Origin of the sequence: Robertmurraya mesotrionivorans, assembly GCF_050971805.1 — a bacterium.
In the GTDB taxonomy this organism is placed as follows: Bacteria; Bacillota; Bacilli; order Bacillales; family Cytobacillaceae; genus Robertmurraya_A.
In genome coordinates this window covers 453,670-465,885 of sequence record NZ_JBPCCH010000001.1, presented here as the reverse complement: position 1 = coordinate 465,885, position 12,216 = coordinate 453,670, and the positions used below count along the sequence as shown (strand labels likewise).

At 39.1% G+C, this 12,216-nt stretch carries 10 protein-coding genes and 1 riboswitch; of the genes, 2 read left to right on the top strand and 8 right to left on the bottom strand.

Annotated features, from left to right (window positions below; translation table 11 throughout):
* Nucleotides 1–79 precede the first annotated feature (79 nt).
* Complete coding sequence (locus tag ACRX5O_RS02340; RefSeq protein ID WP_433904442.1) at nt 80–604, bottom strand: YqhR family membrane protein; 525 nt, start codon at nt 602–604, stop codon at nt 80–82.
* A gap of 364 nt (nt 605–968) precedes the next feature.
* Between ACRX5O_RS02340 and ACRX5O_RS02335 the strand changes: the two genes are divergently transcribed.
* Complete coding sequence (locus ACRX5O_RS02335) at nt 969–1,343, top strand: SA1362 family protein (protein WP_433904441.1); 375 nt, start codon at nt 969–971, stop codon at nt 1,341–1,343.
* Between the two features lie 16 nt (nt 1,344–1,359).
* On the opposite strand, the gene ACRX5O_RS02330 is transcribed toward ACRX5O_RS02335, so the two are convergent.
* The 4 genes from ACRX5O_RS02330 to ACRX5O_RS02315 form a co-directional block, all read right to left on the bottom strand.
* The gene (locus ACRX5O_RS02330) at nt 1,360–2,244 is read right to left on the bottom strand and encodes a patatin-like phospholipase family protein (RefSeq protein WP_433904440.1); all 885 of its coding nucleotides are present in this window, start codon (nt 2,242–2,244) and stop codon (nt 1,360–1,362) included.
* Nucleotides 2,245–2,351: 107 nt separating this feature from the next.
* On the bottom strand, nt 2,352–3,377 hold the full coding sequence (gene splB / locus ACRX5O_RS02325) for a spore photoproduct lyase (protein ID WP_433904439.1): 1,026 nt from the start codon (nt 3,375–3,377) through the stop codon (nt 2,352–2,354).
* 106 nt (nt 3,378–3,483) lie between these two features.
* Nucleotides 3,484–6,036 (bottom strand): vitamin B12-dependent ribonucleotide reductase, encoded by a 2,553-nt coding sequence (locus tag ACRX5O_RS02320; RefSeq protein WP_433904438.1) that lies wholly within the window; start codon nt 6,034–6,036, stop codon nt 3,484–3,486.
* A gap of 387 nt (nt 6,037–6,423) precedes the next feature.
* Nucleotides 6,424–7,260 carry a lipoate--protein ligase family protein gene (locus ACRX5O_RS02315; RefSeq protein ID WP_433904437.1) on the bottom strand — a complete coding sequence of 279 codons (837 nt, stop codon included), beginning with the start codon at nt 7,258–7,260 and terminating at the stop codon, nt 6,424–6,426.
* A gap of 173 nt (nt 7,261–7,433) precedes the next feature.
* Here ACRX5O_RS02315 and ACRX5O_RS02310 point away from each other — a divergent pair, with 173 nt between their 5' ends.
* Nucleotides 7,434–7,814 carry a rhodanese-like domain-containing protein gene (locus tag ACRX5O_RS02310; RefSeq protein ID WP_119709106.1) on the top strand — a complete coding sequence of 127 codons (381 nt, stop codon included), beginning with the start codon at nt 7,434–7,436 and terminating at the stop codon, nt 7,812–7,814.
* A 170-nt stretch (nt 7,815–7,984) separates the two neighbouring features.
* Here the strand turns inward: ACRX5O_RS02310 and gcvPB are convergent, their stop codons facing one another.
* The 3 genes from gcvPB to gcvT are packed head-to-tail and all read right to left on the bottom strand — an operon-like array spanning nt 7,985 to nt 11,910.
* Complete coding sequence (gene gcvPB / locus ACRX5O_RS02305) at nt 7,985–9,442, bottom strand: aminomethyl-transferring glycine dehydrogenase subunit GcvPB (protein ID WP_433904436.1); 1,458 nt, start codon at nt 9,440–9,442, stop codon at nt 7,985–7,987.
* The gene (gcvPA, locus tag ACRX5O_RS02300; protein ID WP_433904435.1) at nt 9,435–10,781 is read right to left on the bottom strand and encodes an aminomethyl-transferring glycine dehydrogenase subunit GcvPA; all 1,347 of its coding nucleotides are present in this window, start codon (nt 10,779–10,781) and stop codon (nt 9,435–9,437) included. Before gcvPA ends, gcvPB begins: the two co-directional genes overlap by 8 nt.
* 16 nt (nt 10,782–10,797) lie before the next feature.
* Entirely contained in the window at nt 10,798–11,910 is a 1,113-nt protein-coding gene (gene gcvT, locus ACRX5O_RS02295) for a glycine cleavage system aminomethyltransferase GcvT (protein WP_433904434.1), read from the bottom strand.
* Nucleotides 11,911–12,049: 139 nt separating this feature from the next.
* Nucleotides 12,050–12,141: riboswitch (glycine riboswitch) on the bottom strand.
* Nucleotides 12,142–12,216: the final 75 nt, after the last annotated feature.

Genomic DNA, 12,216 nt, shown 5'->3' with positions numbered 1-12,216 from the left:
TCCCTTTCGTATTCTTAATCAGTTAAACGAAAAAAGAATGCTCAATAAGAACATTCTAACACATCCTTTTTTCGTTACACTAGTCTGGAGAGAAAGGAGGTTCATGGTTTGCCTTTTTTATTCTCTTCATCTCATGTTCCTCATAGGAAATCGAATAACCGATAAACGTCCCATATAAAATATAAAAACAAGCTGTAGTAATTAATGTATTTAACTCCATCTTTCTAAATGGAGGAATTCCAGGGAAGATTGGGTTAAGTACGAACAATACCAATGCCAGTAACACAAGTCCAAAGCCCATGCTAATAAATATACTCTTAAAACGTCTGAGCGCTATGTAATACATAATGGCAACTCCGATTGAAATAACTCCGAGAAGAATAATCGAAATGACTGTACCAAGCCATTGTTTCTTCCATGCGCCGATCGCCCATGGCTCTAGGATAACCCTTGGATGAATCTCAGTGAAGTTAAAATACCATGCAATAAATGCAAGACCACTCCATAGCATTCCTCCTACAAACCCTGTGATAATGACCATAGCCATAAATGATAATGGTTTTTCATGCTGTTCTTGCTCATATTTCCCCTCGTTTTCTGCCATTAAAACCACCTCCATTTGTATTATGTCCCACGGTATTTCTTTCCTTACTTATAAATAAAAATAATTTGATTTCTGTCAATTTAAGTCTACATGATAGAGGTTTTTTTCCTTTTCTAGTAGAATAAATATAAGATAAGATTTTATTAACCAAATGTAAAAACGGTGTTCCAATATCGTGGAAAGTTGCATAAATTAATTAATACCTTTAAAACGTTTTATACAATAACAACCTCACCATTAATATGTGCAAGCCCAATCTCCTCATCATCGTTAACGAACAATGGGTGGAAATTGTGTAATTGTCAGAGCAGCTAGTTTAAAAGCGGAAAAAAATGCTAATCATGCTTTTAGGGAGGTGGCTTTCATGAAAAATCGAACTTCGCTTATTTTTATCGTTTGTTTAGTTACTTTAGCTGCTATTGGAGTAGTTTCTAGACTTATGGTCAATCCTAGTGAATTTTTTAAAAGTATTTTTGTGTTTGCAATTGTCGGAGTCATTCTGTACTTTTTGGTTCGACATTTTTATAAGGGAAGTCCCGACAAAAAAGAACAGCATGCGTTCCGCAAAGCTGCTAAGCGTTCAAAGAAGAAGCATTTACAAAAAGAGGGTCGGAAACCTTCAGCCAAAAGTGGCTCCATTACTTCGTTAAAAAAGCATGCGAATAAATCCAAATCAGCCACACATTTAACGGTCATTGAAGGGCGAAAAGGTAAAAAGAAAAACCGAGCATCGTTTTAGACGCTCGGTTTTCTTTTTAATAACTCCACTTTGAAAAGAATTGGGAAGCTCTTTCCTTCCCTAAATCGAAAAGGATTTGCTTTTTTTCCTCGGTCAATTCAAACTCCGTTGTTAATACCCCTTCTGTAGGGATAAAGATGATATTTTTTTCATGCTTTCTTGAAATATACCTCGAGTCATGAGCATCCTTCATTGTCTCAAACAGCGCCTCGTATAGTTTAATTGCGTTGGTAATTTGTTTATTCGGTCGATCCTGAATACTATGAGACAGTTTGATTCCTAATACGGGTCTGACCTTCTTTACATTCTCACTATCAAATAGCCACATGGGGAAATTACTAAGAACTCCACCATCAACAACTGTACTTGTCGTATGGTCATGCTTGATTTTAACAGGTTCAAAGAAATACGGTAAGCTACAGCTCATTCGGATCGCTTTCGCAACTGAAAATGAATTTGGATTAATTCCATAGTACGGCAAATCATCTGGGAGGATAATTAATCTGCCATTTGATAAATCCGAAGCGACAACTCTTAAAGCTTGAGGTTCTAGGTCTGCAAATGATCGAACACCTTTTTGTGCAAGCTTTTCAGCAAGCCACTCTTCAAGTTTCTGTCCCTTGTAAATACCAAGTCTCCAATAAAGCAGAATCCATTTAGCCACTCGAAAGGGTAGATAAGAAGGACGAGTATCTAAAAACGTTTTTAAATCCAATTCATTTATAAGCTCATAAACCTCTTTGCTCGTATAACCTGCAGCAATTAACGACGCAATAATTGAGCCTGCACTCGTTCCTGCCACTCTTTTAAATCGAAAGCCTCTATTTTCAATTGCTTCATAGGCACCAACTAAGGCTATCCCCTTAATGCCTCCCCCAGAAAAAACGCCGTCAATATACATGAGAGTCACTCCTTAGATGCACGTATATGATACATCTTTAAGCAGTAGCTTCATGAAATAGTACGGCGGACAATCTAAATCATTTTATTTTTTTATCATATTGGGTTTTAAGTAAAATAACTAACCTCTGCATTAGGAAAATACTCTTTTACATACCCTCGAATCGTTTGCTCCATTTCAGCTGCTTCATCGGTTTGATACACGTACTTTCCTATTCCGTAACGTCCCCATTTGTATTTTCTTTTTTCTTCATCCATTTCGAGCTTTGTTTTCGGGTAGCGCTTTTCAATTACCTTTTTGGCTGGCTTTGTAAATCGGTGCTGAATTAATTCAAAGGTTAAGTTAGGTAACTCAATTCCTTGTAACGAGTCACTTAGACGCTCAAATAACTCTTGATACCCTTCCTTCCAGTCGTCATGAAGGTAAATAGGAGCAACAATAAAGCCAAGTGGATATCCCGCATTCGCGACCTTCTTAGCGGCTTCAAGACGTTCATCAAATGTTGATGTTCCCGGTTCGAAATTTTTAATAACATACCGCGAATTCACACTAAAGCGGAATCGTGTTTTCCCATTATGTTTCGCATCTAGCAGATGGTCGACATGATGATATTTCGTTACAAAACGAAGCTGACCATACTCTGTTTGACCGATAAACTCGATCGTTTTCTTTAGGGAATGAGTTAAATGATCTAAACCAACAATGTCTGATGTACAAGCGGCTTCGAATCGAGTGATCTCTGGAGCTCGTTCATCCATATATTTTTGAGCCTGATTAAAAATATCCTCTAGATTTACGTATGTTCGAATATACGGCTTACTTCCTAATGTGGTTTGTAAATAACAGTAGTGACAATGCCCCATGCAGCCCGTTGCTAAAGGAATGGCGTATTCTGCTGATGGCTTAGATGTATCAAATTTTAATGTTCTTCTTACACCAACAACTAATGTGGACTTTGCATTACGGTATTGCTGAAGCTCATTGTCTCCAGGAATTCCACGAATTTGATTATGTGAAGTTGTTTCTCTTATTTCAAGGCCCATATCTTCAAATTTTTGTTTCAATTCTTTACCGAGTTCATACTCTAGTGCACCTGGTTCTATATAAACAAGCTGTGGAACGAACGGCTTCATTTTTTTCCCTCATTTCATCAACCTAGTTATACAGGTAGTATGAACAAAAAAATAAAGAAACGAAAAAAGAGGATGGAACAATTATTTCCATCCTCTTTGACTCAAATTATAGACCACACTTTAACTGTGCGTTACAGTTTGTACAAGTGTTACAGCCACCGATTTCTTTTACTTTTCCTTTACGACATACAGGACAAGTATTTCCAACTTCAGAACCAATGGTCACATCTGTTGAACGAAGATCCGTAATTGTATCAACTAATACCACATGTGCTTTTTCCACATTTGGCTCAAACTCATCAGCCGTATTTTCTTCTGCCTTCAGTGTTAATACCTGGCTATCACGTGATCCATCCACATAAACGGTACCACCCTTTGCTCCACCGCGGTATAGACGCTCATACACCTTTTCTACCTGCTCAACGCTATATCCTTTTGGTGCATTTACCGTTTTACTGATTGAACTATCAATCCATCTTTGGATGACACATTGTACATCCGCATGCGCTTCAGGTGAAAGCTCCATCGCTGACACGAACCAGCTTGGTAATTGGTCAGCATCCGCTTCCGGATGACGGTCAAGATAATCTTGTACAATATCTGCCTTTACTTCAATAAACTTCCCAAGACGTCCACTGCGGAAGTATGAGAACGAGAAGTAAGGCTCAAGACCCGTTGATACACCTACCATTGTTCCAGTAGATCCTGTAGGAGCTACTGTTAGCAAGTGGGAATTACGGATTCCGTTTTCTAGAATAGCTTCTCTCACATGCTCAGGCATCTTTTGCATAAAGCCCGTTTGCGTAAATGCTTGACGAAGACGATTCGTTTCAACATCTGTATTGCCTACAAGGAACGGGAAGCTTCCTTTTTCCTTCGCTAGTTCAACAGAGGTTTCATAAGCCGTCGTTGCAATCGTTTCAAACACTTTATCAATAAGAACATTTCCTTCTTCAGAACCGTATTCTGTCTCACAATAGATCAGAAGATCATGTAAGCCCATTACACCAAGTCCTACACGTCTTTCCCCTAATGCTTGGTTCTTATTGTCTTCAAGGAAGTAAGGAGTTGCATCAATAACGTTATCTTGCATACGAACGCCTACAGCGACCGTTTGTCTTAACTTTTCAAAATTAACCGTTTTTGTCTCTTTATCTGCCATCTCCGCTAAGTTTACGGCAGCAAGGTTACACACGGAATATGGTGCTAGTGGTTGTTCTCCACATGGATTTGTAGCAACTACTTGTTGACCATATGCTTTTGCATTTGTCATGTCGTTTGCGTTGTCGATGAAGAAAATACCAGGCTCTGCTGAGTAAGTCGCACAGATATTGATAAGATTCCATAATTCTTTTGCTTGGATCTTTCTGTAAACTCGTACTTTATGGCCTTGTTTTTCCCACTCACGAACGTCCCCGACTTTATGCCACTCTTCGTTGTAAATCTTCATTTCCTCAGCATTATAGCTTTCCACATCTGGGAAACGAAGTTCGTACGCAGTATCATTTTCAACTGCTTCCATAAACTCTTTCGTTAAACAGATAGAAATATTTGCGCCTGTTAAGAATTCTGAGTTATGAACGGAGAAATTTCCTCCAGTAGCAAGCTTTTCTTCAGCGTCTGCAATGTTTTTCTCAGAAAAACCACCATGACCTGGAATAGTTTTATAATTTGCGATTCCTTGGTACATAGAACGCTCACTCTCTGTAAGAGGAGAAAACTTTAGTTTTTCTTTCGCATATTTTTTAATCGTTTCATCTTTTGTTGTCTCAAGTAAGAAACGAAGAATTCTTGGGTTTTGCATTTTTGAAATAATAAATTCAATAATGTCAGGATGCCAGTCCGCTAACATGATCATTTGGGCGCCCCTGCGCGACCCACCTTGTTCAACCAAGTGAGTTAGCTTTGCAATATCATCCAACCATGATACTGAACCAGATGATTTACCGTTTACTCCACGAGCAAGTGTATTTCTAGGTCTTAAAGTTGAACCGTTCGTTCCAACTCCGCCACCACGGCTCATGATTTCCATTACTTGCTTACGATGCTCTGAAATTCCTTCACGAGAATCTTGAACAAATGGCATAACATAACAATTAAAGAATGTTACTTCTGTTCCAGCACCTGCTCCATAAAGAACTCGTCCTGCTGGAATGAAATTTAAGTTAACTAGTTCCTGGTAAAACTTCTGGAACCATTCAGCCTTCTTTTCTTCTGTTCTCTCTACTGAAGCCAAGCCTGTTGCGTTGCGTTTCGCAATTTGCTCATAGAACACTTCCAATGGCTTTTCAATGACATCAAGCGAACGATTGATAACTCCTGTACTAGCTTCTTCCGGGTCATCTAGAACACCTCTAAACTCCTCATCAACAAGCACTTTAGCCATCTTTAGGTCCCAATCAATTTCAAGAATAAATCCAAGACCTCTAGCAGGAAACTTTGGATCTTCTTTAATTGTAAGAACAACAAAATCTCCGTTCGATAATGTTAGCTTTTCCGTATCTTTAAATGTATAACGGTCAAGCATAACAAGTCTTGATACCCCTTTATGAGTAATCTTCATATCTGGGGTTACTGGATGCACCTGAGGAAACAAGCTAATGTCCTTGTTTAAGCTCTCGACATCAATATTCATTTTTTTTCTAAACGCAACAGACATACACACAACTCCTTTAAAATATACAAATACTTCTTTTAATCTATTCTGTAAAAAACTACTAATAGAAATCCAGAATCTAGCGCAGCTAGGAATATTCTTAAATTACCACAGTCCAATTGTGAAATCAACTATATTGTCTACATATAGTATATATTTTTCCAAAACAACCACTATATATTGTGTTTAGGTCAAACGCCAGCAAATTTGTCAAACTCAAAAAAATTAAGAATCTAGCGAAAAGAGATGATTTTTGTAGATTTTCGAGCAAAAGCGATAAAATTTAACAAATTTCGCTCCTTGCTTTTTCTAACAATGAGACAAACCTACGTACTATAGGCTTTTTTCCTATAACTTTACAAAAAAAAGAAAAGCGACATATTTCGACGCTTATCTTTTAAAATTCCACTCATCACTTTCATAACGTTCGCGCGCTAGTTTATGAACATATTCTAGCTGCTCTTCCGATAATTCAAAGGGTTGCAATTCTATATTTAGCCCTTGTTCGAATCCCTCTTTAAAAGCATGTTTGGCTTCTTCTACGTCTATTTTTCTTGAACTAATCTCATTTATGGCCACAGCCTTGTTTTTAAAGGCTTTTTGCATCCGTTCTTTTACTCTTTCGTTCGAATATTTAAAAAGACTAAACAGCTTATCTTCATCTATATCTAGTAGGATCGAACCATGCTGCAAAATAACACCCTTTTGTCTTGTTTGCGCACTTCCTGCCACTTTTCTTCCCTCTACAACGAGTTCATACCAGCTTGGAGCATCAAAGCAAACAGCTGAACGAGGATTTTTTAGAGAATCTCTTTCCTCTGCTGTTTTAGGAACCGCAAAGTAAGCATCTAACCCTAGTAGCTGAAACCCTTTTAATATTCCTTCAGAAATCACACGGTATGCTTCTGTTACCGTTTTAGGCATGTCGGGATGTTCTTCTGTCACAATAACACTATAGGTCAGCTCTTGGTCATGAAGTACTCCTCTCCCACCGGTTGGTCTACGTACAAAACCGAGATGATGTTCTTTCACCTTATCAAGATCTATTTCCTTCTCAACCTTTTGGAAATATCCTATAGAAAGTGTAGCCGGATTCCAGCCATAAAAACGGATAATTGGTGGAATTTCTCCTTTACTATGCCAATCAAGTAATGCTTCATCCAATGCCATATTAAAAGAAGGAGATCCTTCTCCTGAATCAATGAAACCCCATATTTCTTTGTTCATAATGAAACCTCTTTTTCTAATGTTGAAATCTAGCTCTATTAGCTTATCAAAAGAAACGAGTGAATGAAAGTAACATGTACTCAAAAATTAAGTTGTTCCTCTTTACCCAAAGTCTCAACACCGATATAATATAACTTGGCGTGATGCTTGTTCGAAAGGAGACATGTAACTTTATGGATACTCTTTATTTTATCCTTATACTAGTAGTTGCCATTATCGCTTACTCTGTGATTACTTGGCTCTACCAACGTAAAATTGTAAAAACACTGAATGAACAACAATTCCGTGAAGGCTATCGAAAAGCTCAACTAATTGATGTGCGTGAACCGAATGAGTATGAAGCAGGACATATTTTAGGAGCTAGAAACATTCCTCTATCGCAATTTAAAATGCGCATGAAAGAAATTCGTCCTGACAAACCGGTTTATCTATATTGCCAAAGTGGGATGAGAAGTGGCCGTGCAGCACAAACACTCTACCGTAAAGGCTATAAAGATCTTTCTCACCTTGAAGGCGGATTCAAAAAGTGGTCTGGTAAAATTAAAGTGAAGTAAGAAGAAAGGATTCCTAGCTCTTTAGAGCGGAATCCTTTTTTGTTTGAATTTAGTTCACCCATCCCACTAATATCTGGATATCACGGGCACTAAACTCCAACGTAGATCCCACATCCTTATGTTTTCAAAAAAACAAGCACAAGAAATCTCGTGCTTGTTTCTACATATATTTAAGCTTGATACCTTAAAATCGGCTTTCTCGCAGCTGTCGTTTCATCCAATCTTCCAACAACTGTTGTGTGTGGTGCTTCTTGAACGATTTCAGGGTTCTCTTCTGCTTCCTTTGCAATTTGGATCATTGCTTCGATAAATGCATCTAGAGTTTCCTTCGACTCTGTTTCTGTTGGCTCAATCATGATGCATTCCTCTACATTTAGAGGGAAGTAAATAGTTGGTGGGTGATAGCCGAAGTCCAACAGGCGCTTCGCGATATCTAGTGTACGAACACCAAGCTTCTTTTGTCTCTTTCCACTAAGTACGAACTCATGTTTACAATGTCTGTCAAACGGTAAATCAAAATATGGTTCAAGGCGTCTCATCATATAATTCGCATTTAAAACCGCGTATTCAGTTACTGCTTTTAATCCATCAGGACCCATTGTACGAATATACGTATATGCTCTTACATTAATCCCAAAATTACCGTAGTACGGTTTTACACGGCCAATTGACTGTGGACGATCGTAGTCCAATACAAAAACTCCGTCCTTCTTCGTAACGACTGGCTTTGGTAAGAATGGAATTAAATCTTTCTTTACCCCAACAGGACCAGAACCTGGACCACCGCCACCATGTGGACCAGTGAATGTTTTATGAAGGTTTAAATGGACAACATCAAAGCCCATATCTCCTGGTCTAGCTTTGGAAAGAACTGCATTTAGGTTTGCTCCATCATAATAAAGCTTTCCACCAGCTTCGTGAACGATCTGCGCCATTTCCAGAATATTTTCCTCAAATAAACCAAGAGTATTTGGATTGGTTAGCATTAAGGCAGCAGTGTCTTCTCCAACAACGCTTCTTAGGTCATTTAAATCGACCAATCCATTTTCATCGGACTTAACAGTGATTGTTTCAAACCCTGCGACCGTTGCTGAAGCTGGATTTGTTCCGTGAGCGGAGTCTGGTACAATTACCTTTGTTCTATTTTTGTCGCCATTTGCTTCATGGAAGGCACGAATGAGCATAAGTCCCGTCCACTCACCATGTGCTCCTGCTGCAGGCTGTAACGTCACTTCATCCATACCCGTAATCTCAATTAGATGCTCCTGAAGATCATACATAAGCTCTAATGCACCTTGAACAGAGCTTTCATCTTGAAGTGGATGTAGATGAGCAAAACCAGCCATACGAGCAACGTTTTCGTTGATCTTTGGGTTGTATTTCATCGTACAAGATCCAAGAGGGTAAAAACCGGAATCAACGCCATGATTTCTTTTTGAAAGAGCTGTGTAATGTCGCATGATATCAAGCTCAGAAACCTCGGGTAGATTTGGTTCAACAGCTCGCAAATAATCTGCTGGAATTAAATCATCTAAGTTTACCTCAGGGATATCCATCTCTGGGAGACTATACCCTACTCGGCCAGAGGTACTTAATTCAAAAATGAGCGCTTGGTCTTCCTTATGCATGATAATCCCCCATTCTATCAACAAATAGATCTATTTCTTCTTTTGTACGTAGTTCAGTTACTGCCACGAGCATGTGATTCTTCAACTCTGGATAATCACGACCGAGATCATAACCTCCAATGATTCCTTCCTGTAAAAGCTGTTGGTTCACTTCTTTCACAGGCTTATTTAATACAACAACAAATTCGTTAAAACTCGGTCCATTAAAGGCAATTGTAAATCCTTTATTTTCAAATGCTTTCTTTGCATAGTGGGCTCTTTGGATATTGCTCACAGCCATTTCCTTGACTCCTTTTTTCCCTAAGGCAGTCATAGCGACAGAAGCAGCTAAAGCATTCAACGCTTGGTTGGAACAAATATTAGATGTTGCCTTGTCACGACGGATATGTTGTTCTCTTGCTTGAAGAGTTAAAACAAATCCTCTTCTTCCTTGATCATCTTTTGTTTGACCAACTAGGCGACCAGGAATTTTACGAACCAATTTATTCGTTACCGCAAAATAACCACAATGTGGTCCACCAAATGAAGTTGGAATTCCAAACGGCTGTGCATCTCCCGCTACAATATCAGCACCAAACGCTCCCGGAGGTGTTAATGCACCAAGGGACAAAGGATTGCTCGATACTACAAACATTGCTTTGTTCGCGTGAATGATTTCTTCGAGCTCCTTCATCGGCTCGATTCTTCCAAAGAAGTTTGGATACTGGACGATAACCGCTGCAATATCATCACCCATTTCGCTCTTTAAAGCATCTAAATCAGTGACACCATCTTTGTATGGAATCTCTACGACTTCTACGTATTGTCCTTTTGCATACGTCTTGACTACATCCTTTGTTTCTGGATGTACCGTACTAGAGAGAAGTACCTTTTTACGCTTCGTATGACCAGAGCTTAGCATCGCTGCTTCTGCCAAAGCGGTACCCCCGTCGTACATAGAAGAGTTAGCTACGTCCATACCTGTTAATTCACAAATCATTGTCTGAAATTCAAAGATCGCCTGTAACTCACCTTGTGAGATTTCAGGTTGATAAGGAGTATACGCTGTGTAAAATTCTGAACGTGAAAGAACATGGTCAACAATGACAGGCATGTAATGATCATACACACCAGCTCCTAAAAAGGAAGTATGTGAGCGTAAGTCGGCATTTTTAGCTGCCAAAATTGTTAATTCTTTTAATAAGGCTGTCTCCGATTTAGCTTTTTTTATATTATATTCTCCCTTAAACTGAACACTTTCTGGAATATCGTTAAAAAGCTCCTGTACATCGGAAATTCCGATCTCTTCTAGCATGGCTTTTTTATCGGTTTCTGTCATTGGTAAGTAGCGATGCTTCATGACTTTTGTTCCTCCCTTATTTCTTTTCCCTTTTATAAAATGGTGTTGGTACCACTTTCACCTTCAAGCGTTTCCCACGAATCTCAATTGTTAGCTCCGACTCTCTAGATACGACTGCTGAATCAACTAACGCTAAGCCAATATTTCTTTTCAACGTAGGTGATTGTGTTCCAGTTGTTACTTCTCCTACTAGTTGTTCACCCACATACACCGGATATCCATGTCTTGGGATGCCTCGGTCAATCATTTCAATTCCTATAAGTTTACGAGGGACTCCAGCTTCCTTTTGCTGCTTTAAAGCTTGCTTCCCAATAAAATCTTCTTCCTTATTTACTTTCACAGCGAAACCAATACCAGCCTCTAACGGAGAAATTGAGGAAGAAAGCTCCTGACCATAAAGGGCCAAATTAGCCTCGAAGCGAAGGGTATCACGAGCGCCTAAGCCACAAGGAAGAACGCCTTCTTCTTTACCTGCTTCAAGAATTGTTTCCCATAGGAAAGTCGCATCCTCACTATTACAGTACACCTCAAAGCCATCTTCTCCGGTGTACCCAGTTCTTGAAACAAGCGCCTCTTTTCCTCCAATGGAAACATTCTCTTGGAATTTAAAATATCCAATTGTCGAAAGGTCAACTGTTTCAACAAGCCTCTGGAGAACCTGTTCAGCAAGTGGCCCTTGAAGAGCTAACTGGCCCATTTGTTCAGAAAGATTTTGAAGCCTTACATCCCCCTCAACATAATCGTTTAACCATGTAAAGTCTTTTTCGATATTTGAAGCATTTACAACAAGCAAATAATGGTCGTCATTCAATTTATAGATTAGAAGATCATCGACAGTACCACCATTCTCGTAGCACATAGCAGTATATTGTGCACCACCAATTTGCAGCTTCGATACATCATTGGTCATCATTTTTTGAAGGAATGCCAAACTGTCTGTCCCTTTCACTTCAATTTCTCCCATATGAGAAACATCGAACAATCCTGCCTTCGTTCTTACAGCCTCATGTTCTTCTTTAATGCTTGAAAATTGAACAGGCAGTTCCCATCCTCCAAAGTCAATGGTTTTCCCACCATACTGTTGATACACGTCAAAAATCGGTGTTCTTTTTAGTTGCGCCACTATCATTTCCCCCTTATAAAATCATAAAAAAAGGACAGAGACCCCCCTCTTTGCTTAAGAAAGGTCTCTGTCCTGGCACCTGAAAGTTTACCGTTTGGCTGTCCCCTTTGGTGGCTTCAAATGAATGAAGCGCTCTCCAGAGCTGCGTCAAACAAGAGTTCTTTTGCCTGAGAGATTCACAAATTTTTGCTTGCTCCTTCGGCGCTACTTTGAAGTAGTCTCTCCCCTTGTTCTCATTCGCATTATAAAAATTCCCAATTTGGATAATACTAAGCTGTACTTATAGAACATTCGTCAAAATAAACTATAATG